Source organism: Carboxydothermus islandicus (assembly GCF_001950325.1).
Lineage (GTDB): Bacteria > Bacillota > Z-2901 > Carboxydothermales > Carboxydothermaceae > Carboxydothermus > Carboxydothermus islandicus.
Window position 1 is genome coordinate 52,351 of sequence record NZ_BDJL01000132.1, and the last position, 20,826, is coordinate 73,176.

Genomic DNA, 20,826 nt, shown 5'->3' on the forward strand with positions numbered 1-20,826 from the left:
GTGTTTTTTCTTTTATGGCAAATATTGTGGAAATCTTTCCTTCCATTCAGGGAGAAGGCTTGTATGCCGGTGTTTCCACCCTCTTTATTCGCTTTTCCGGATGTAATTTAAACTGCAGTTATTGTGACACCGAAGATGCCAGGGAAAAAAAGGAAAGGTTTACGGTAAAGAAAGAAGACGGTTCTCTTTTAGAATTTTTAAATCCGGTAACTCCGGAAAAATTGGTGGAAATTTTGCGTGAAAATTACGATTTTACCTACTATCCCCAGCTTGCCCTAACCGGGGGAGAGCCGCTTCTACATTCGGCTTTTTTAAAAGAATTTTTACGGAAACTGTCGTATCCGGGGGAAGTACTTTTAGAGACCAACGGTACGTTGCCGGAAAACTTAAAAGAAGTTTTGCGCTATGTGGATATAGTAAGCCAGGACTACAAATTGCAGCCTTTCGTTACAAACGAGTATCATGCAATTCACCGGGAATTTTTAAGAATTGCAGCGGCCAAAAAAACTTATGTTAAAATGGTTCTTTCTCCCGAAGTTGAGGACAGGGTATTTAATGAGGCGTTAGAAAGCATAGCTGCTGTTAATTCTTATATTCCGTTAATTTTGCAACCGGTAACGCCCATTGCTTATTCCCTTGACTTTATCTTGGGAAAACAAAAAAAAGCTTTAGAAAAGCTCTGGGAGGTACGGGTAATTCCCCAAATTCATAAATTTTTACAGCTAAAATAAGTTCCTGGAGGCGTTTTCATGGTTGATAAAGAAAAAATTGAAATTGCCGTGCGGATGATTTTGGAAGCTATCGGAGAAGATCCGGACCGGGAAGGGCTTAAAGATACTCCGAAAAGAGTTGCCCGGATGTATGAAGAAGTTTTTGCGGGACTGTCCCAGGACCCTTCGGAACACTTAGAACGGTACTTTACCGAAGAGCATGAAGAAATGGTTCTGGTTAAGGACATTCCTCTGTATTCCATGTGCGAGCATCACTTACTACCCTTCTACGGTAAAGCCCATGTAGCCTATATTCCGCGCAAGGGAAAGGTAACCGGCCTTTCCAAATTAGCCCGGGTAGTGGAAGGTTTTGCCAAAAGACCGCAGCTTCAGGAAAGGCTTACCAGTCAAATTGCCGATGCTATCATGGAGAAACTCAATCCGCGGGGAGTTTTGGTGGTTATTGAAGCGGAGCACATGTGTATGACTATGCGGGGGGTCAAAAAACCGGGTTCCAAGACCATTACTTCCGCGGTGCGGGGGATTTTTGCCACTTCGGTTGCCACCCGGGCGGAAGCAATGGCGTTAATCGGGCATCAATCACCCTTAAGGGATTAATACGATATTATAAGAAAGAGGTGAGTTTAGTGAGCGAGAAAAAGGAAGGAAAACTGGAACTCATAGCCCAGAAACATTTTACACCCTGGGATGAAATGTATTTGGTGGTGGATTTTTTAAATAAACATTTAAAGGATAAAAAAGTGATGTTTGGTTTAAACAAAAAAAATGGCGAGATGGTAATGTCCATTTATGAAGTAGAGTAGGTGGGAATTGTGCGGATTTTATTAACCAATGATGACGGGATTTATGCCCCGGGGATTAAAGCTTTAAGGCAGGTATTGGAAAAAGAAGAGAAATATGAGCTAACGGTGGTGGCTCCGGACCGGGAAAAAAGTGCTACCGGCCACGGGATTACCGTACACCGGCCGCTTCGGGCTTTTGACATTACTTTTAAAAACAGCAAGGTGCGGGGGGTCTCGGTGGATGGTACCCCGGCGGATTGTGTTAAGCTGGCCGTGGAAGCGCTTCTCGATAAACCGCCGGATTTAGTTTTATCGGGGATTAACTCCGGTCCGAACCTCGGTACCGATGTGCTTTATTCCGGGACGGTTTCGGCGGCCATTGAAGCGATGATTAACGGCATACCGGCCATAGCTATTTCCATGGGTTCTTTTGCCTTCGAAGATGAGGAGTATTTAAGGGCGGCGGAGATTTTTGCACGCCTGTTACCCCGGATTTTAGAACATCCCTGGCCCCGGGACACTATTTTAAATATTAACATTCCCAATGTACCTCTGGAAGAAATTAAAGGGATAGCCATTACCCGCCTTGGAGTGAGAAAGTATATCAACGTTTTTGAAGAAAGAAAGGATCCCCGGGGGCTTTCCTATTACTGGCTGTCCGGGGAAGCGGTCAATTACGAAAACGGCCAGGACACCGACACCGCAGCCCTGGCGCGCAAAGAAATTTCCATTACCCCTCTTCATTTTGACCTGACCAATTACCATTACTTAAACGAGCTTAAAACCTGGGTAAAAGCTTTAGAAGAGGCTTTGGCCACGGGCTAAAGCCTCTTCTGCTCTTTTAATCATCAGTTTTACCATGTTACCCCCAATTTTACCGCCGACCCGGCCGCAGTCGCGGCTTGCAACATTGCCCCAGTAGTCGTTAGCCATATCAATTTTTCCCGTGATTCCCAGTTCCGCAGCGATTTCGTATTTAAGGGTATCAGCGACGTCGGCGGGGAGAAGAGTTCCCTCAGGAGTAAATTTGGCCATCTTTTTTCACCCTTTCTTTTTATTTTTATTATTGCTGACGGTGACGGTAAATATTTTCGCAAAATGGTGGTAACGGTGTTATTTTTTTGTATAATAAAATCGAACATATATTCGAAAGAGGGAAGTTTTATGATAGAGTATGTGCCATTAAACATTAAAACCGGATATAGCTTTCTGGAAAGCAGTATTAAGCTTGACAATTTAATGGAGAAAACCGCTCGCCTGGGCTTAAAAGCAGTGGGTATTGCCGATACCAATCTTTTTGGCGCTGCCAAAGGGTTTTTTGCCGCGAAAAATTTTAATTTAAAGCTTCTTTTAGGGCTTGAAGTTAAAAGTGAGGCAGGGCCCCTCTGGCTTTACGCCCGGGATAAGGAGGGATATAAATTTTTAGTGCGGGCAGCTACCCAAAAGTATTTTGGTAAGGAAGTATTGTCCCTTGCCGAAATTCTGGAAGCCCGGGGCCTTATCATCCTTGGCGGGGCAGAGTTTTTAGCGGCGGGGTTAAAAAATGTTCTTAATTTTAAGGAAGCGTTTGGCGATGATTTTTACCTCCTGGCAAGGGTAGACGATCTTTTAACTAATCCCGCAAACATCAAAGCCCTTTTAGCCATCGCCAAAAAATACCGGTTAAAACTTGCCGGAAGCACCAATCCTTGCTTTTTGGAAAAAAACCATTATTTTTTCTACCGGCTGCTTTGCGCTATGAAAAACAATGTAACTTTAGACCGGATTCCTCAAAAAACTTCCCCTTATGCTTACTATCTTTCGCCAGACGAGATGGCGAAGATTTTTGCGCCTGTTGCCCAGAGTTTAAAGACCACCCTGGAAATTGCCGAAAAAGTTGGGGACTTTTTTCCCGGGGATGACTTGAAACTTCCGGAGTTTACCTGTCCGGGAGAAAAGGATGAGTACTTAAGAAAGCTTTGCCTTGAAGGGGCCTATACGCGCTATGGCCGGATCTCCCGGGAAGTAAAAGAGAGGCTTAACTATGAACTTGAGATCATAAAACGCTTGGGGCTTGCAGGCTATTTTTTAATTGTGCATGATTTGGTACGATTCGCTAAATCCCAGGATTTAGCTTTAGGTCCCGGACGGGGCTCGGCCGCAGGAAGTCTTGTGCTTTATCTTTTAGGCGTTACCGAAGTTGATCCTCTAAAACACGGCCTTTTGTTTGAACGGTTTTTGAACCCGGGGCGGAAAGTTTTGCCCGATGTGGATTTAGATTTTGGCCATCTGGACCGGGAGAAAGTTATCCGCTATCTTTTCCAAAAATACGGCGATGATGGAGTAGCCCATATCGGTACGGTAATAACCTTTGCCGCCCGGGGTGCGGTGCGGGAAATGGCAAAGGCTTTGGGCTATCCCGAACCTTTACTTAACAAAATAACCCCTCTTCTCCCGGCTTTTGGCGGGAGCAGCATTGAAAAGGCTCTCAGGGCTTTGCCGGAGGTAAGGAAGGCTTTAGAAGATCCGGTAATGCGTAAGCTATTAACTTTAGCCCGGTTTTTTGAAGGACATCCCCGGCACTTTTCGGTTCATGCTTCCGGGTTGGTAGTGGCTCGCCGGGAAGATTTAGAGCAAATTCCCCTGGCCTCCTCTTTTCGCGGTGAGAAAATTACCCAGTTTGATAAGGATGATGTGGAACGGTTAGGATTTTTAAAAGTGGACCTTTTGGGTTTAAGACTGTTAACTGTTGTCCACCGGAGTCGAAGGAACGCATCTATTCCCCTGAACGACCGGGAAACCTGGCAAAGGATTAAAAAGGCCCAGACCATCGGTTGCTTTCAACTGGAAAGCGATGGTATGCGGTATTATCTTGGGAAAGTTGCTCCCCGGAATATTGAAGAGTTAGCCCAGGTGCTGGCCCTTTTTCGCCCGGGGCCGTTAGAGAGCGGACAGGTGGACAACTATCTGTTAGCCAAACACCAAAAAGCCCCACCGGTATACCATCATCCCGCTTTAAAACCGGTTTTAGAGGAAAGTCACGGTTTAGTTCTTTACCAGGAACAGGTGCTTAAAATAGCGGCGTTAGTTGCCGGCTTTGATCTTGCCAAAAGTGATGACCTCAGGCGAGCGATGTCCAAACACGACCGGAAGATTATGGCGGCACTTAAAGAAGAGTTTATGATGGGAGCGGTAAAAAACGGTTATTCGTCTGCTGATGCGGAAAAGATTTTTAGTTTACTGCAAAACTTTGCCGGTTACGGATTTAATAAAGCCCACGGCGTATCATACGCTTATCTGGCTTATTATTCCGCCTTCCTTATTACCCATTGGCCCAAAACTTATTTCACCTTCCTTTTAAATTCCGAGGGGGGATTTTATCCGCCGTCGTTTTACTTGAGGGAAGCGGGAAGAAGAGGGATTAAAATCCTGCTTCCGGATATTAACGAAAGTCAGTACGGTTTTACCGAAGTTAAAGACGGGATTAGAATAGGCTTTAAAGATATCGAAGGGGTTGGCCCCAGAGCGGCTTCAATAATTTTAGAAGGGAGAACAACGCCCTACACGTCTTTTTGGGATTTCTGGCAGCGGGCGGGGTATAAACTTTCGGTCGAAACAATGAGAAACCTCATTTTAGCCGGGGCTTTTGACGGTTTTGGGTTAAGCCGGGAAAGTCTTCTTTATTGTTTGGAGGTTTATAAACTTTTTAAACCGATCCCCGGTCTTTTTGCTGAACCAAACTTTTCCCTGAAAAAGGAAAAAGAAGCCGGCGATTATCTTAAAAAAGCTCGGAAAGTTATCGGCGTTAAATTCTGGTTGGATTTGGAGGCAAAAGTAGAAAAAACAGGGGAGGGACTAATCATCACCGGCGAGGTAACTTTTGGTCGCCGCCGCTATACTCGCCAGGGAGAACCGTTTTTAACCCTTACTCTGGAAAACCGGCAGGAATTTTACGAAGTGTTAGTTCCGGCATTTCTGTACGGTAAATCGTTCTGGAGTTTAACGAAAAAGTTCGTTCGGATTTGGGCAGTAGAAAAAGACGGGCGCCTTTTTGCTCGAAAAATTGTTCCTATCGTTTAAAAAGCCGGGATAAGCGGCTTAATTCATAAGAGGTAATCCCGCCCAGAACCAGCAGGAGTAAGAGGTAAGAAGTACCAACAAACAATATCCCTGAAACAAGGTTAAAGGGGATGGTGGGGCTGAAAAATTTCGAAAAGCCATAACCCAGGCCAAGGGAGCCGAGAAAGGCAAAAATCACTTTTAAAAGGGTTTGGTCGTAAGTTAAAGTGCGAAGTTTAAGTTTTAAGGCAAACAAACTCAAGATGAAAAGGAGAAAATGGTAAAGGGCAAAAGAAAGACACGTGCCGGTAATCCCTATCCTGGGGGTTAAAAGCAGAAGGCACAGGATTTTAACCCCGCTTGCTCCTAACAAAATGTAAAAAGGGGTTTGGGGCTGGGACAAACCCTGAAAGATACCGGTAACCGTTTGGTACCAGTACAAAAAAGGCCCGCTTACAGCTAAAATTACCACCAATTGACCGGCTTCGGGATATTTAAAGAGTAAAGCGGTAAGGGGAGCGGCGTATAACAGCAAAATAGCCGTAACGGGAAGACCGGCGATGAGGGAAAGCTTAAAAGCATAAAAACTTCGGCTTCTTATTAAAGAAAAGTTTTCCTGACCGAGGGCTTCGGCAATACCGGGCACTAAAGTGGTAGAAAGGGTATTGGTAATAACTGCCGGCGTTAAAAGAAGGGTCATAGCCACTCCCGAAAATAAACCGTAAGTGGCGGTGGCTTCCCGAAAGGATAAGCCGGATAGGACCAATGCCTTGGGGATTAAGAGAGCATCTAAAGCCGAAAGGAGGGTGGCCATCACCCGGGTAAGGGTTACGGGAATTGCCAGGGAAAAGATTTTTTTAAGATAACCTGCGGGAAGCATCCAGGAAAGGGCAAATTTTTTATCTAAAAATAGTATTCCTACCAAAAGGCCAACGGTTTCTCCGGCAAGGACTCCCAGGGAAGGACCCCGGAGAGCATCTTTTAAGCTTACGTTAATAAAGGCTGAGGTTAAACTCAGGGAGACCAAAATTCTAACGATTTGTTCGATATTTTGCGCCAGGGCCGGAATATTCCAGCGTAAAGAACCAATAAAATATCCTCTTAAAGCTGAGGAAACGGCAATTACCGGAATTGAGGGTATCAACCATAAAAAAGCGTAAAAACTATATTCCGAAGGAAATAGAAGATGCCGAATCAGGGGAAGCAAGGAAAAAAACAGCTCCAAAACGGCAATGCTAAACAGTAAAAGGAAAATTATGGAGAAGAAAAGAAGGTTTTTACTATAAGCCCGGTTTTTAAAACCTTCCTGGGCAATAATTTGGGAGAGGGCCAGGGGTATGCCAAGGGTGGAGATTACGAGCAAAAAAACAAAAACCGGATAGGCCATATTATAGTAGCCAATACCTTCAGCCCCGAGGAGTCTTACGATTAAGACCTGGTAAACAAAGCCTAAGATACGATTGAAAAAGCTTACGAAACTCATTAAAAGAGTTCCGTACAAAAGAGACATACCGTTACCCCTTTATCCGATGAATTTAGCCGTTATTAAAAAGTTTATGCTTCAGGAAATTCCCGTAGAATTAAAAAAATTTCAAAAAAATAAAAGGAAAACCCGAAATTATGCTGAAATAATATATTACTAATAAAAAATCCTTAGGAGGGCTTTGGATGAAAAGCTACCCTACAGAGTTTTTAAGAAACATCGGTATCTTTGCCCACAGCGGGGCGGGCAAAACCAGTCTCACCGAAGCTTTACTTTACAACACCGGAGTATTGAAAAGAATGGGCCGGGTGGAGGACGGAAATACTGTCTCCGATTACCACCCGGAGGAAATTAAAAGGAAGGTGACCATTCACGCTTCCCTTGTGCCCTGCGAGTGGAACAACCATAAGTTAAACTTTATCGATACTCCGGGGTATGCGGATTTTATCGGTGAGGTAAAAAGTGTTTTAAAAGTTGTCGAAGGGGCAATTTTTGTAATTTGCGCGGCGTCCGGCGTGGAGATTCAGACGGAAGTGGTCTGGAATCTTGCTGATAATGCTGGTTTGCCGCGTTTTGTATTTATTAACAAAATAGAACGGGAAAATGCCAATTTTGAAAAAACGTTAAATCAGATCCGGGAGATTCTTTCGGCCAAAGTAGTACCCCTTCATTTACCGATTGGCGAAGGGGAAAATTTTAAAGGATATATCGATGTTTTAAAAAATAAAGCTTACTTCTTTGATGGTACCAATTTAACGGAAGGGTCTATACCTGCCGAGTATGAAGATCGAGTCTTGGAAGCCCGGATGCAATTAACGGAAGCTGCGGCGGAAAATGATGATGAGCTCTTAATGATGTATTTGGACGGAGCGGAACTGACTCCTGAGCAGGTTGCCATAGGGCTCAAAAAAGGGGTACAGGCGGGAAAAATTTATCCCCTTTTTGTGGGCTCTGCCACAAAAAATATCGGTATTAAAGATTTGTTAGAGGCTTCCTGTGAACTGCTGCCGCCTCCCCAAAAAAGTTACGACCACCCGGTGGCTTATGTGTTTAAAACATTAGCTGACCCGTATGTAGGCCGGATTAACTTTGTTAAAGTTTTGGGGGGTTCATTAAAACCGGAAACTGTACTTTATAACTTTAAAAAGGATAAACCGGAAAAAATCGGCCATATCCTTTTTATGCGGGGGAAAGAACAGGTTCAAACCCAGGAGGTAAATGCCGGAGATATAGCTTGCTTAATAAAGCTTTCCGAAACCGGTACCGGCGATGTTTTGAGTTTAAAAGATAAACCGGTGGAAATAGAACCGGTAGATTATCCCACTCCTAACATGACCATTGCCATTCTTCCCAAAAGTAAAAACGATGAAGACCGCCTGTCCTCTGCTCTCCATCGCGCCCTGGAAGAAGACCCAACCCTTAAGCTTGAGAAAAACCTGGAAACCCGCCAGAACCTCCTTTCCGGCATGGGAGAACTCCATTTGGAAATTGTTCTCGAAGCAATTAAACGAAAGTACGGGGTTGAAGTGGTAACCGAAGAATTACGGGTGCCTTACCGGGAGACCATCCGGAAAACGGTTCAGGTGGAAGGTAAATATAAAAAGCAAACCGGTGGCCGGGGGCAGTACGGCCATGTGTGGCTTAGATTAGAACCATTGCCGGATAAAGAGTTTGAGTTTGGCGAAGAGATTTTTGGCGGTGCTGTTCCCAAACAGTATTTCCCGGCGGTGGAAAAAGGGATTAGGGAAGCATTAAACGAAGGAGTACTGGCCGGCTATAAAGTAATGAATGTGCGGGCGGTACTGTACGATGGTTCGTATCACCCGGTGGACTCTTCCGAACTGGCTTTTAAGATTGCGGCCAGTCAGGCTTTCAAGAAAGGTGTTAAGGAAGCCAATCCGGTAATTTTGGAACCGGTAATGCTTGTTGAAGTGACGGTACCGGAGCAATTTATGGGGGATGTAATCAGCGACTTTAACGGTAAACGCGGCCATGTTTTGGGCATGGAAACCCAGGGACGCTGGGCCCGGGTTAAAGCTTATGTACCGTATGCCGAGATGTTAAAATATAATATTGACCTTAAAGCCATGACCCAGGCCCGGGGCTTTTATACCATGACTTTCAGCCACTACCAGGAAGTACCGCCCAAACTCCAGGAAGAAATTATTAAAAAAGCAAACTTAAACAAGAAAGAAGAAGAATAAAACGTTCTCTAAATTTCGAAAAGGGCAAACACGGTGAAAGCCGGGGACATAAAGCTACAGGGGCTAAAGCAGCTTCTCCTGCTATGCCAGATAGCTGCCGAAGGTGTAATGCTATAGACCCTCCGTGCCACCTTGCGGCAGGAGGGTTTTGATTTTTATTATCATGGAAAAATCTTATCGGAAAAGTACGGAGTATCTTTTGTAAGCAAGAACTATGATGTAAAATAAAAAAATAATGGCAGTAGAGGTGCAAAAATGCGTCGTATTCCTGTGGAGTATTTAATCCCCGGTCTGAAAGTTGGTTACCCGGTAATGGACGGGCAGGGGCGGATTTTAATAAATGCCGGGACTATATTAACTTCCGTCATGATTAATCGGCTCAAAAAGTTGAAATATAGCTGGCTTTACATTTATGATGGCAGGGATGATTTTGAAGAAGCATTTGTAATTTCGGAAATGGTCCGGCGCCGGGCTTTAAACGTGGTAAACAATCTTTATCAGGATATTTTGCAGGAAAGGTATTTTGCTATTAAAGTCGCCAATTACCGGGAGCAACTTAAAGAAACCGCAGCGGAAATGTTAGCCGAGCTTTTGGATAAAAAGGGTTTTCTTTTAGACTTATACGATATCCGGAATCTTGACGACTATACTTACTTTCATTCGGTAAATGTAGCCTTGCTTTCCATGGCCACTGCTTTAAAAGCCGGCTTTAAACACGATGAAATTATCAATTTGGGCATCAGCGGTCTTTTACACGATATCGGTAAAACCCAGGTACCCTGGAACATCTTAAATAAACCGGGAAAGTTGTCTCCGGAAGAAATGGAGATAATTCGACTTCATCCGGAAAAAGGGGGCGAAATAGTTTCCCGCTACCTTAACTTCGGCAGCAGTGTAGTTCAGGGTATAATTCAGCACCATGAGCGGCTGGATGGCAGCGGCTATCTGCAGGGGTTAAGTGGCGATAAAATTCATAAGTTTGCCAAAATAATTATGGTGGCCGATGTTTATGATGCCATGACTTCCAAAAGAGTTTATCGCGATCCCATAGATCCCAAAGAGGTTTACGAATTTGTTTTAGCCCTTGGCGGCGGCGAATTTGACCTGAATACGGTTAAAAGCTTTGCGTCGTCTATTGCCGTTTATCCGGTGGGAGCAAAGGTTTTATTAAATAATGGCCTTGAAGGCATAGTTACCGGAACACCGGTTGGGTTTCCTGATCGGCCGGTAATACGGGTAATTGCCGATAATGGGCGGCCGGTAGAACCGTACTATCTTTCCCTGGCAGAAGAGTATAAATTGATGGTTACGAAAATTATCTTGTATCCCGAAGTTGCAAACGAAAGTATTGCGCAAATTTTAACGCAAAGGTAACAAAAACAAACAAATATTTTAAAAAATTTGGTATAATTAGGTTAAAAGACGCTTAAAAGATTTAAGGGGCGAGAAAAGATGGAAATAATGGTGGTGTTAGGGGTAGTATTAGCTTTTACTTCACTAGTTACGGGATTTTTAATGGAGGGTGGACATATTACTTCTTTGGTGGCACCTTCGGCAGCGGTGATTATCTTTGGAGGTACGATTGGAGCCAGTATTATTGCTTTTTCGACGGAAGAGGTATTGGCAATTCCTAAGTATTTTAAAATCATGCTTACGCAAAAGTTACCAAATGAATTAGATGTGGTAAAGCAAATTGTTTCTCTTGCTCAAAAAGCCCGGCGGGAAGGGTTACTGGCTCTGGAAAATGACCTGCCCAACATCAAAGATGACTTTTTACGCCGGGGTTTACAGTTAATTGTCGATGGTACCGACCCGGAACTTTTCCGCTCGATTTTGGAAAATGAAATATATGCTATTGCCGAAAGGCACCGGGCGGGGGCCGAATTTTTTGAAGCGGCCGGTGGTTATGCCCCGACGATGGGGATTATCGGTACGGTTATGGGACTGGTGCACGTTTTGGGCCAACTTTCGACGCCGGAAAAGCTCGGCCCGGCAATTGCGATGGCTTTTACTGCTACCCTTTACGGGGTGTCTTCGGCTAACATATTGTGGTTGCCCTTTTCGGCAAAACTAAAAAATTTAAGTAAAAAAGAGCTATTAATTAGAGAAATGATGCTGGAAGGCTTGGTTTCCTTACAGGAAGGACATAACCCGATGTTAATTGAAGAAAAGCTTCGTTCATTCTTAAAACCCAAACTTAGAAATCAAACTCTTAAAGAAGGTCAGGGTGAATTAAATGAAGCGGCGTCAGCACAGTGAAAAACCGCCAAACCACGAACGCTGGCTTATTACCTATGCGGATATGATTACCCTTTTAATGGTGTTTTTTATTGTATTATATGCCCTTTCCAATATTGACGCGCAAAAGTTTCGTGCCCTTGCTAATTCTTTGAGTAAAGCTCTGGGCGGAGGAGGAATTGTGCTTACCAATGCCGGACCGGATGTGGTTACCGGGAGCAATGCAACGGTAGAGGGCAATATAGGAAAAGCCAGCCAGGAACAATTACCGGCGGTAGATGAGAAGGATTTAAAAGATACGGCTAATTTAGCGATTATCAAGGCTAAAGTCGAGTCGTACATAAAAGCGAAAGGCTTGAATGCCAGTGTGACGGCTACCCTGGAAGAAAGGGGAGTGGTCATTTCCTTTAAAGATGCCATTTTGTTTAAATTAGGTTCGGCGGAGCTGACCCCTCAGGCCAAGGCAATTGTGCGGCAAATCGGGGAAATTCTTTTACCGCTTCCCAACTATATTCGCATCGAAGGGCATACCGATAATCTGCCTATAAACACCAGTAAATTTCCCTCTAACTGGGAGCTTTCGACAGCCCGGGCAACTTCGGTGGTACATGAATTAATTGATGGGCTTAACTTTCCGCCCTATCGTTTATCGGCGGTAGGATACGGTGAGTATCGCCCTCGAGTTCCGAATGATTCCGAGCAAAACCGGCAAAAGAACCGGCGGGTAGATATCGTTATTTTAAAAAGCAAATATGAATCAACGGAGCCAAAAAGCGGGAAAATACCCGGACAAAATTAAAGGGGGAGAATTAATGGGGGGATTTAAACTGCGCTTAAGTATCAGGGCCAAGCTGTTTATCCTTACTTTTATTCTGGCTTCTATGATGGTGATTGGAGGAACGGGTGCGGTATTTTCTACCTACCTGGTAAATCAGAGTCATGAAAAACAAAATAAAGAGCTTTTAGGGGAACTCAAGCGGTTGGGGGAATTAAAAACATCCCTTTTTCAATATTTCAATACGGCCAATGATTACCTGCTTTTACCCAATCCCCAGCGACTTACGGAGGTGCAAAAAAACTATCGGGAAATAAGTGAGCTTTTAACTACGGCCAAAAAAATGGCCCATAGCCGTGACGAAAAGCAGCAGTATGAAGAATTGGCAGCGGTATTAAACAAAACCCAGAATTTAATAGAAAATTATCAAACTCCCACCGTTGCCCAGCAACAGGCGACGATGAATCAACTTCAGGTTAACGCGCGAAACATTATGCACCACATCAATAAACTTGAGGATACTGCGCAGCAGGAAGATAACGAGGCCCGGGAAAAGCTTTTAAAAATCTTTAAAGTAGCGGCCGGAGCCGTGGGCGGCAGTACCGTTTTGGCGGCAATTTTAGCAATGATTATCGGTTACTTTATTACCAACCCGATTATTGTAGCGATTCAAAAATTACGGGAAACGGTGCATAAGGTAGAGGAAGGCTGTCTTAATTGTACGGTGGATATCAAACAGGCCGATGAACTGGGAGAACTGGCAACGGACTTAAATAATATGGTGAGCAAATTAAACAGCTTGATTTCGACCATATCCACGGAGATAGAAAACTTGTACGGGGTTTCCGATCAGGTGGCTTCGGTAGCGGAGCAGGTCTCCCGGGGGGCAACGGAGCAAGCGGCTCAGGTGCAGGGAGCGACTACGGCAGTTGATGAGATCGTGCGGGGAATCCAGGAAGCTGCCAATCAGGCGGCCAAAGCAGCTAAGGTTTCGGAGGAAACCATGGCCCAGGCGCAAACCGGGGCCAAAACCGTCGCCCAGCTCAGCGATAGCATGGAAAAAATTAACCGGGAGATCGACCGGCTGGGAAGCAACATCTCCAGGATTACCGAGTTTTTGGCGGTTATTGAAGACATTGCCGAACAAACAAGCCTTTTAGCTCTTAATGCGGCCATTGAGGCAGCGCGGGCCGGGGAGCATGGCAAGGGGTTTGCGGTGGTGGCGGACAATGTTAGAAAGCTTGCCGAACGTTCGGCAAAATCCACCAAGGAAATCGAACAACTGGTAGTTGAAATTCAAAAGAGCAGTCAGGAGACCTTTGCGGCTATAAACGATGGCAATGAAATGGTGGGCAAAAATAAAGATGCTTTTAACCGGATTTTAAATGCGGTTAATTCAGTAGTGGCAATGATAGAAGAAATTGCCAAACACGGCAATGAAGTTGCCGAGCGCGCCAGTCAAACTATGGAAATGATTAACTCTATTTCTGCAGTTACCCAGGAAACGGCGGCCACCACCGAAGAATTGGCGGCAACATCTCATACCCTGGTTGAGACTTCCAATAAGATTAAGGCCCAGGTAGCTTATTTTAATACCAAAAGAAATAATGAGGAGGAGTTTTAAGGATGGCGGAAAATTTAACGAATAAAAGTGAGGCGCAAATTGTCATTTTTACCTTAAATCAGCAGCAGTACGGCGTTGACATCGCTAAGGTCTACGAAATAATTCGCATGACCGATATCACCAAAATTCCCAATACTCCATACTTTGTCGAAGGAGTAATTAATTTACGGGGGAAAATTATCCCTGTTATTGATTTAAGAAAACGTTTGGGGATGCCGGAAGTGGAAAGAGATAAAGCTACCAGGATTATTGTAGTGGATGTGGATGGAATAACGGTGGGGATGATTGTGGACTCGGTGATGGAGGTATTTCGCTTAAACGATGTGGAAATAGAATCAACCCCTTCCATAATTAACGATATCGATTCGGCTTTTATTCAGGGGATTGCTATAAAAGACGAGCGGATGATTATCCTACTTGACTTAAATCGGGTCTTAAAAGGTGAAGAAAAAGAAGCGCTGGCAAATTTGTAAATTTGAGGTGAGCTATGGTGTTTTCCGATGCGGAAATGGCGGTTTTTTTGGATGAATTAGAAGAAAAAATTCAAATATTAACCGATAACTTACTTTTGTTAGAACAGTCAGGGGAAGATGACCCCAAAGTTTTACAGGAAATCTTTAGAGCAGCCCATACCATTAAAGGTTCGTCGGCGGTAATGGGCTTTACCAAGATGTCTTCCCTTACCCATGAGATAGAAAATATTTTCGATAAGATGCGGAATAACGAATTAAAGCCTACTTCTTCCCTCATAAACGTCCTTTTTGAGGCTTTAGATGCCTTAAAAATTTTGAGGGATGAAATCGTGGCCGAAAATGCGGAAAAGTATGACACTACCGAGATTATAGCCAAACTTAAAGAAGCGGTGGCGGGAAAGGATGTTAGTGTTCCTGCCCCCAAGACTACCCAGAGCGCTACTGAAGAATTTACGGCTGAAGAAATAGAAAAAATCAGAGAATTTGATTTAAAAGGCTACCAGCTTTATGAAATAAAGGTATACCTGGACCCTGCAACGGTTATGAAATCGGTCCGGGCTTTTATCGTTCTTCAGCAGTTACGGGAGTTGGGAACGGTTATTAAAACTGTGCCAGCGGAAGAGCTTCTGGTAAAATCCGAAGAATTTTCTGATTTCACCGTATACCTGGCCTCGGGCGAAGATGTCGACCGGCTGCAGAATATTTTATTAACCATTTCGGAAGTGGAACGGGTAGAAATTAACCCAAAACAAGTGGAAGACAATTTGGAAATAAAGAAGGAACAACCGGGTGAGGAAGAAGTAAAGGCGACTGAGGTAGAAGGGGAAAAAACGGCATCGCCGGAGAAAACGTTAACTGATTTTAAGGCTAAAACACCGGCTGCAGCTTCTGGTGAAGAGAAAAAGGTAACGCAAACGGTAAGGGTTGATGTCCAGAAGTTGGATACATTAATGAACCTGGTGGGGGAACTGGTTATCGACCGCACCCGCCTATTGAGCGTGATTGATAAGCTTTACAATATCAACCGGGAAAATAACGAACTGGTGGAAACACTGGCGGAAGTATCGTCCCATATTGGCCAGATTACTACCGACTTACAGGATGTGATAATGAAAGCTCGAATGCTGCCAATTGCCCAGGTCTTTAACCGCTTTCCCCGGATGGTGCGGGATTTAGCCCAGAAGCTTAATAAAGAAGTGGAGTTTATCGTGGAGGGGAAAGAAACGGAGCTGGATAGAAACGTCATCGAAGTAATCGGGGACCCGTTAATCCACTTAATTAGAAATGCTTTGGACCACGGTATTGAGCCTCCCGAAGAACGGGAAAAGCTTGGAAAACCCAGAGCGGGACGGCTGCGGTTGGCTGCAGCTTATTTAGAAAATAACATTGTTATTACCGTTGAAGATGACGGCCGGGGTATTGATCCCAATGCGGTACGAAGAAAGGCTGTAGAAAAAGGCATTATTTCCGAACGAGAGGCGGAAATGCTTTCGGATAAAGAAGCCATTAAACTAATCTTCCGTTCGGGACTTTCAACAGCCCAAAAGGTCAATGATGTTTCCGGCCGGGGCGTCGGCATGGACATTGTTAAATCCCAGATTGAGCAAATTAACGGGGAAGTCCAGGTAGAAAGCCAGGTGGGGAAAGGCACCATCTTCACCATTCGCCTGCCCTTAACCCTGGCCATTATCCGGGCTCTTTTAGTAGAACACCAGGGTCAGATCTATGCATTCCCGTTGAATTTTGTGCAGGAAACGTTAATTGCTGGTAAAGAGGAATTGCGAAAAGTTCAGGATTATGATGTAATGCTGCTCCGGGGCAAGGTGCTTCCGTTAATTTCCCTGTCCAATCTCTTTAATCTGCCCGAAGAACAGGAGCAAAAGGAATGGTATTTTGTGGTTATTTTAGGCACCGGCAATCACCGTTTGGGCGTAATTGTGGACAACCTCCTTGGCGAGCAAGAAATTGTGATTAAATCCCTGGGCGAATACCTCGGCCAGGTCAAGGGTCTATCGGGAGCTACAATCCTTGGCGATGGGCGGATTGGTCTTATCATTGATGCCCGCGGGATTTTGCAGGAGAATGAAATAGGTGAATTAAATGTCGCGGTATAAGCTTTTTATTGTGGATGATTCGGCCTTAATCCGCTTGCGGCTCAAAACAAGTCTGGCTTTAAGTCCCGAAATCCAGATAGTTGGCGAAGCAGAAAACGGCCGGGAAGCATTACAAAAAATACCTCTGGTCAAACCGGATGTGGTAACTTTAGATGTGGAAATGCCGGTACTGGATGGTCTTAGTACCTTAAAAGAGTTAAGCAAAGTTTATCCGGTACCGGTAATTATGCTTTCTTCTTTAACAACCCACGGCGCTAAGGCAACTATTGAAGCCCTGGAAAATGGTGCGGTAGATTTTGTAACCAAAGATGGAGACTGGAACAAAGTTATTGCGGAATTAAAGGAAAAGATAAAAATTGCCGTACTGGCCAAGAAGCAGCCCAAAATTTTTACCGGGGATGTGCCGCAAAGCAAAAACCTGAATCTGGGGAAGAACGGTCGGCAATTGGTGGTGATTGGTGCTTCTACCGGTGGACCGCCGGCCTTACGGGAAATCATTCCCAGACTTCCGCAAACCTTTCCGGTGCCTATCGTAATCATCCAGCATATTACCCGCGGGTTTAGCAAGCCTTTGGCGGAGCAGCTGTCCAGAGTTTCCCGGCTAAAGGTAAAGGAAGCGGAAAAAGACGAGCAGTTGCTCCCCGGAACGGTCTATGTGGCCCCTGCTGGTTATACCTTTAAAATTGCAAAGCATGGAAATAGTTTAACGGCTAAAATAATTGAGCCGGTGGAACACCTGCCGGCTCATTTCTACCCCTCTGTTGATGAGGCGATGCTTTCGGCAGCAGAAGTGACGGGCAGCAAAACCATTGGAGTTTTGCTAACGGGCATGGGAAAAGATGGTGCCCTCGGGATGAAAGCTATTAAAGAACGGGGAGGGTATACCATAGCCCAGGACGAAGAAACTTCGGTAGTTTACGGGATGCCCAAAGCGGCAGTAGATATAGGGGGAGTATCCCGGGTTTTGCCCCTATCGGCCATTGCGGAAGAAATTGCAGCCAATATCTAAAGAAATTAAATTTTTTTCCGAAATATTAGGTAGCACCAAAATGATACGAGGGGATAGTATGAGGATAAATCGGATAGATTTTAAAAATGTGGTGGAGCTCTATAATAAGTCGGTTAATTCTCCGGTCCGTACTGAGAAAAGCAAAACCGATGAAGTTATTTTAACCGATAGCGGGCAGGAAATCCTCAAACTCAGGAAAAAACTTGCGGAAATTCCCGAAGTGCGGGAGGAACTGGTAAGTAAAATAAAAGCAAGGATTTTATCAGGGGAGTACCAGATTGACGTGGAAAAATTAGCCGCCAAGTTAAAAGAATGGGGCGAATTTTAAATGGATGAAGGGATTAAGGAGCTTTTTCGGAAAGAAGTTCGGCTTTTAGCCGAACTTTTAGTTATCATAGAAGAACAGATTCAGAACGTAATCGACCAAAAGATTGAAGATTTTAGCAGAAACTTACAGAAAATGGCGGGAGTAGCGGCGGAAGTGGCGGAAGTAGAAAAAGAACGGTATGCGGCAACGTACGGTCAGGATTTAAGCAAAGAAGATGATGAAATAATTACCCAGCTCAAAGATTACGCCCGCAAAGTCCAGGAAAAAAATGAAACATTGTCGCTTCTTTTAAGGCAGGAACTGGCGTTTAACCAGTTTTTGCAGAAAAATTTACTGCCGGAAGGTAGTAATTCAATCCTGGACCGGCAGGTTTAAGGGGGATTTTAAATGTTTAATTTAAGTTTGGAAACGGCTTTAAGTTCCCTGCGCGCCCAGCAGTTAGCCTTGGATATTACTTCCCATAACATTGCCAATGCCAATACGCCTGGATATACCCGGCAGCGGGTAAATTTTGCTCCCAATACCCCCTTTCCGGTGCCTTCCCTTTTTGCTCCGATGCAGCCGGGGCAGGTAGGTACCGGGGTAGTGGTGGCGTCAATTGAACGGGTTCGGGATACTTTTATGGACATTGAGTACCGCAAGGAATTAATGAATTTAGGCTACTGGGAAACCCGTTTTGATGTTCTCGATAAAATTCAGCTAATCATTAACGAGCCTTCCGATACCGGTTTAAATCAGCTTATGGACCGCTTCTGGAATGCCTGGCAGGAACTTTCCAAAAACCCGGAAAACCTCGCAACCCGGGCGGTAGTGCAGCAAACGGCCAAGGCTCTGGTCGAAACTTTTAACCACCTGCGGGGACAGTTAGACAGCCTGCAAAATGATATTGATTTTGCGGTTCAGGCTAATGTTGAAGAAATAAATTCCATTGCCCGGCAGATTCGGGATATCAACGACCAGATTTTTAAAACAAATATCGTCAAATTTAACGCCAACGACCTGATGGACCAGCGGGATGAACTTTTAAATAAGTTAGCAAAACTTATTGACTTTACCTTAATTGATAACCAGGATGGGACCATTTCCATTGAAATCGGTGGGAAAAAATTGGTTGATGGTTTAACGGTGGATGCGTTTAAGGTAGAGAAAAACGCTAATGGCTTTTTTGAAGTTTTTTGGAGTGATGATACGCCGGTAACCATAACATCCCAGAAAGGGGAGCTTGCTGCCAACCTTGCGGCCCGGGATGTCGATGTACAGACGATGAAAGATTACCTCGATTCCCTGGCCCAGACGTTGATTATTGAAACCAATAATCTTCATACGCAGGGTTATGTTTTGGGTTCACCCATGACCAATCCGGGATACAACTTTTTTGACGGAACCGATGCTCAAACCATTGCCCTCGCTCCTGAAGTAAGTGCCAATTTAAACAACATTGCTGCTGCTAAAACTCCCAGTCCCGGTGATGGCGAAATTGCTTTAGCTATCGCCCAGTTAAAAGATAAGCTTACGATGACGCTTCCGGGTTCAACTACCCCAACGGCAACTTTTAATGATTTTTACCGCACGATTATTTCCCGTCTGGGGGTTGATGCCCAGGAAGCCGAGCGGATGTACCAGAATGAACAGCTTTTAACGAAAAACCTGAACAACAAGCGGATGGAGTCGGGCGGGGTCTCTATTGATGAAGAGATGGCCAATATGATTTTGTACCAAAATGCTTACAGTGCTGCTGCTCGCATCGTGACGGCAATAGATGAAATGATGGATATTGTCATAAACCGCATGGGCATAGTGGGCCGTTAAGGAGGGAATAAAGATGCGGATAACCCCGGGAATGCTTAAGGATAACTTGCTGTACAATTTATACCGCACCCTGGCCGATATGGAAAAAAGCCAGCAGATGCTGTCCAACGGTAAAGCTTTAACCAAACCGTCCGATGATCCGGTGAAGCTACTGCGGGCGATGAAGTACCGGAGTGACATAAATCAGGGAGAGCAGTATCAGAGAAACATCGACGATGGGTTAAACTGGCTCCATACTACTGATGCTGCGCTTAATGAACTTACAAATCTTCTGCAGCGGGTTAAAGAGTTAACTGTTTATGGGGCCAATGGTGCTTTACCTCAGGAATCCTTAAACTCCATAGCTGAAGAGATTAAACAAATTAAAGAGCAAGTAGGCGTTATTGCCAACACCCAGTTTGCCGGCAAGTATATTTTTGGGGGCACGGAAGTAGAAAAACAACCCTGGAATGGGAGTACTTGGCAGGGAAATAGTAACGGAATATATTTCGAGATAGGGAGTAATATAAAAGTTCAGGTTAACACACAGGGTTCACCGTTATTTATAAATGTAATTAATACTTTAGACCAAATAATTAATCATTTAATTTCTGGAAATGTTTCTGCATTATCTTCGGATATAGGTTCTCTGGATAACAACTTAAACAGTGTTTTGGCCGTCCGTGCCGATGTGGGAGCCCGGACAAACCGGTTGGAATTAATGCAAAACCGCCTCTTAGCCCAGTTAGAAACGGAAAAAGAACTTTTATCCAAAACCGAAGATGCGGATATTGCCGCTACAATTATTGATTTAAAAAATCAGGAGAACGTTTATCGGTCGGCATTAGCCGTGGGGGCAAGGATTTTACCACCGACATTAGTAGATTTTTTGCGATAAATTAGTGCGGGTTGAGAGATTATGAATGATGTACGGGTATTAATCGATACGACTCGTTGTCGGGCCGATATTGGATATTTAACGCCGGTAGAATTTTCGCGAACTCAGGCAAAGAAAGGCATGGATGCGGCCCTTGAGGGAATTGTCAGAAGAGTTGATGAGGGGAATTTATTAGCAGCTTTTGAGAAAGGAAATACTATTGAAAGTATCGTGGTACCACCGTTACAAGAGGTAGAGCTTACTGTCCGCATGCTTCCTACGGTAAGGCCTGAAATTAACTTTGTAAAAAACAACTCTGTTTTTCTCGATATTTATCTTTAAATACTTTAAGGTGGTGTTTA

General features: G+C 44.4%; 20 protein-coding genes and 1 riboswitch. Of the genes, 18 read left to right on the forward strand and 2 right to left on the reverse strand.

Translation table 11 applies throughout. The features are described 5' to 3' along the window. Positions 1-14 precede the first annotated feature (14 nt). Genes ciss_RS10775 through surE form a run of 4 tightly spaced genes read left to right on the forward strand, consistent with a single transcriptional unit; the run spans position 15 to position 2,338 of the window. Positions 15-731 carry a 7-carboxy-7-deazaguanine synthase QueE gene (locus ciss_RS10775; RefSeq protein WP_075866293.1) on the forward strand — a complete coding sequence of 239 codons (717 nt, stop codon included), beginning with the start codon at positions 15-17 and terminating at the stop codon, positions 729-731. An 18-nt stretch (positions 732-749) separates the two neighbouring features. Further along, the gene (gene folE, locus ciss_RS10780; RefSeq protein WP_011343878.1) at positions 750-1,328 is read left to right on the forward strand and encodes a GTP cyclohydrolase I FolE; all 579 of its coding nucleotides are present in this window, start codon (positions 750-752) and stop codon (positions 1,326-1,328) included. A gap of 29 nt (positions 1,329-1,357) precedes the next feature. Continuing rightward, complete coding sequence (locus ciss_RS10785; RefSeq protein WP_075866294.1) at positions 1,358-1,534, forward strand: YpmA family protein; 177 nt, start codon at positions 1,358-1,360, stop codon at positions 1,532-1,534. 9 nt (positions 1,535-1,543) lie between these two features. Next, positions 1,544-2,338 (forward strand): 5'/3'-nucleotidase SurE, encoded by a 795-nt coding sequence (gene surE / locus ciss_RS10790; protein ID WP_075866295.1) that lies wholly within the window; start codon positions 1,544-1,546, stop codon positions 2,336-2,338. Here the strand turns inward: surE and ciss_RS10795 are convergent. Further along, entirely contained in the window at positions 2,312-2,548 is a 237-nt protein-coding gene (locus ciss_RS10795; RefSeq protein WP_075866296.1) for an alpha/beta-type small acid-soluble spore protein, read from the reverse strand. The two genes, surE and ciss_RS10795, sit on opposite strands and share 27 nt — an antisense overlap. A 129-nt stretch (positions 2,549-2,677) precedes the next feature. Here ciss_RS10795 and ciss_RS10800 point away from each other — a divergent pair, with 129 nt between their 5' ends. Then, complete coding sequence (locus tag ciss_RS10800; protein ID WP_075866297.1) at positions 2,678-5,572, forward strand: DNA polymerase III subunit alpha; 2,895 nt, start codon at positions 2,678-2,680, stop codon at positions 5,570-5,572. On the opposite strand, the gene spoVB is transcribed toward ciss_RS10800, so the two are convergent. Continuing rightward, positions 5,562-7,061 (reverse strand): stage V sporulation protein B, encoded by a 1,500-nt coding sequence (gene spoVB / locus ciss_RS10805; RefSeq protein ID WP_075866298.1) that lies wholly within the window; start codon positions 7,059-7,061, stop codon positions 5,562-5,564. The genes ciss_RS10800 and spoVB overlap by 11 nt on opposite strands. Before the next feature lie 158 nt (positions 7,062-7,219). On the opposite strand from spoVB, the gene fusA reads away from it, so the two are divergent. The 13 genes from fusA to ciss_RS10870 all read left to right on the forward strand — a co-directional run bounded on the left by fusA (position 7,220) and on the right by ciss_RS10870 (position 20,806). Then, entirely contained in the window at positions 7,220-9,238 is a 2,019-nt protein-coding gene (gene fusA / locus ciss_RS10810; protein ID WP_075866299.1) for an elongation factor G, read from the forward strand. Between the two features lie 13 nt (positions 9,239-9,251). Then, positions 9,252-9,340: riboswitch (cyclic di-GMP riboswitch) on the forward strand. A gap of 153 nt (positions 9,341-9,493) precedes the next feature. Next, positions 9,494-10,612 carry an HD-GYP domain-containing protein gene (locus ciss_RS10815; RefSeq protein WP_075866300.1) on the forward strand — a complete coding sequence of 373 codons (1,119 nt, stop codon included), beginning with the start codon at positions 9,494-9,496 and terminating at the stop codon, positions 10,610-10,612. 78 nt (positions 10,613-10,690) lie between these two features. Beyond that, positions 10,691-11,497, forward strand: a complete 807-nt coding sequence (locus tag ciss_RS10820) for a flagellar motor protein (RefSeq protein WP_075866301.1) — start codon at positions 10,691-10,693, stop codon at positions 11,495-11,497. Continuing rightward, positions 11,475-12,275, forward strand: coding sequence for an OmpA/MotB family protein (locus ciss_RS10825; protein WP_075866302.1), 801 nt, complete (start codon positions 11,475-11,477; stop codon positions 12,273-12,275). The genes ciss_RS10820 and ciss_RS10825 overlap by 23 nt, the downstream gene beginning before the upstream one ends. A 13-nt stretch (positions 12,276-12,288) precedes the next feature. Further along, entirely contained in the window at positions 12,289-13,875 is a 1,587-nt protein-coding gene (locus ciss_RS10830) for a methyl-accepting chemotaxis protein (protein ID WP_075866303.1), read from the forward strand. 2 nt (positions 13,876-13,877) lie between these two features. Beyond that, on the forward strand, positions 13,878-14,348 hold the full coding sequence (locus ciss_RS10835) for a chemotaxis protein CheW (RefSeq protein ID WP_075866304.1): 471 nt from the start codon (positions 13,878-13,880) through the stop codon (positions 14,346-14,348). Positions 14,349-14,362: 14 nt separating this feature from the next. Beyond that, entirely contained in the window at positions 14,363-16,462 is a 2,100-nt protein-coding gene (locus ciss_RS10840) for a chemotaxis protein CheA (protein ID WP_235837299.1), read from the forward strand. Continuing rightward, the gene (locus ciss_RS10845; protein WP_075866305.1) at positions 16,449-17,471 is read left to right on the forward strand and encodes a protein-glutamate methylesterase/protein-glutamine glutaminase; all 1,023 of its coding nucleotides are present in this window, start codon (positions 16,449-16,451) and stop codon (positions 17,469-17,471) included. The genes ciss_RS10840 and ciss_RS10845 overlap by 14 nt, the downstream gene beginning before the upstream one ends. Before the next feature lie 58 nt (positions 17,472-17,529). After that, complete coding sequence (gene flgM, locus ciss_RS10850) at positions 17,530-17,799, forward strand: flagellar biosynthesis anti-sigma factor FlgM (protein ID WP_075866306.1); 270 nt, start codon at positions 17,530-17,532, stop codon at positions 17,797-17,799. Continuing rightward, positions 17,800-18,174 (forward strand): hypothetical protein, encoded by a 375-nt coding sequence (locus ciss_RS10855; RefSeq protein ID WP_075866307.1) that lies wholly within the window; start codon positions 17,800-17,802, stop codon positions 18,172-18,174. It abuts the gene before it with no gap. 12 nt (positions 18,175-18,186) lie between these two features. Next, a complete protein-coding gene (gene flgK, locus ciss_RS10860; protein WP_075866308.1) occupies positions 18,187-19,608 on the forward strand; it encodes a flagellar hook-associated protein FlgK in 1,422 nt (473 codons plus the stop codon). 13 nt (positions 19,609-19,621) lie between these two features. Beyond that, positions 19,622-20,485, forward strand: coding sequence for a flagellar hook-associated protein FlgL (gene flgL / locus ciss_RS10865; protein WP_075866309.1), 864 nt, complete (start codon positions 19,622-19,624; stop codon positions 20,483-20,485). 21 nt (positions 20,486-20,506) lie between these two features. Further along, complete coding sequence (locus tag ciss_RS10870) at positions 20,507-20,806, forward strand: DUF6470 family protein (RefSeq protein ID WP_075866310.1); 300 nt, start codon at positions 20,507-20,509, stop codon at positions 20,804-20,806. The last annotated feature ends 20 nt before the right edge of the window (positions 20,807-20,826 follow it).

Bases quoted from the DNA above. Each gene is read 5' to 3' on its own strand.
- ciss_RS10775 (WP_075866293.1), top strand. From the start codon at position 15: ATGGCAAATATTGTGGAAATCTTTCCTTCCATTCAGGGAGAAGGCTTG.
- folE (WP_011343878.1), top strand. From the start codon at position 750: ATGGTTGATAAAGAAAAAATTGAAATTGCCGTGCGGATGATTTTGGAA.
- flgM (WP_075866306.1), top strand. From the start codon at position 17,530: ATGAGGATAAATCGGATAGATTTTAAAAATGTGGTGGAGCTCTATAAT.
- ciss_RS10825 (WP_075866302.1), top strand. From the start codon at position 11,475: ATGAAGCGGCGTCAGCACAGTGAAAAACCGCCAAACCACGAACGCTGG.
- ciss_RS10855 (WP_075866307.1), top strand. From the start codon at position 17,800: ATGGATGAAGGGATTAAGGAGCTTTTTCGGAAAGAAGTTCGGCTTTTA.
- ciss_RS10870 (WP_075866310.1), top strand. From the start codon at position 20,507: ATGAATGATGTACGGGTATTAATCGATACGACTCGTTGTCGGGCCGAT.
- ciss_RS10815 (WP_075866300.1), top strand. From the start codon at position 9,494: ATGCGTCGTATTCCTGTGGAGTATTTAATCCCCGGTCTGAAAGTTGGT.
- ciss_RS10800 (WP_075866297.1), top strand. From the start codon at position 2,678: ATGATAGAGTATGTGCCATTAAACATTAAAACCGGATATAGCTTTCTG.
- fusA (WP_075866299.1), top strand. From the start codon at position 7,220: ATGAAAAGCTACCCTACAGAGTTTTTAAGAAACATCGGTATCTTTGCC.
- spoVB (WP_075866298.1), bottom strand. From the start codon at position 7,061: ATGTCTCTTTTGTACGGAACTCTTTTAATGAGTTTCGTAAGCTTTTTC.
- flgL (WP_075866309.1), top strand. From the start codon at position 19,622: ATGCGGATAACCCCGGGAATGCTTAAGGATAACTTGCTGTACAATTTA.
- ciss_RS10820 (WP_075866301.1), top strand. From the start codon at position 10,691: ATGGAAATAATGGTGGTGTTAGGGGTAGTATTAGCTTTTACTTCACTA.
- ciss_RS10835 (WP_075866304.1), top strand. From the start codon at position 13,878: ATGGCGGAAAATTTAACGAATAAAAGTGAGGCGCAAATTGTCATTTTT.
- ciss_RS10845 (WP_075866305.1), top strand. From the start codon at position 16,449: ATGTCGCGGTATAAGCTTTTTATTGTGGATGATTCGGCCTTAATCCGC.
- ciss_RS10830 (WP_075866303.1), top strand. From the start codon at position 12,289: ATGGGGGGATTTAAACTGCGCTTAAGTATCAGGGCCAAGCTGTTTATC.
- flgK (WP_075866308.1), top strand. From the start codon at position 18,187: ATGTTTAATTTAAGTTTGGAAACGGCTTTAAGTTCCCTGCGCGCCCAG.
- ciss_RS10840 (WP_235837299.1), top strand. From the start codon at position 14,363: ATGGTGTTTTCCGATGCGGAAATGGCGGTTTTTTTGGATGAATTAGAA.
- ciss_RS10795 (WP_075866296.1), bottom strand. From the start codon at position 2,548: ATGGCCAAATTTACTCCTGAGGGAACTCTTCTCCCCGCCGACGTCGCT.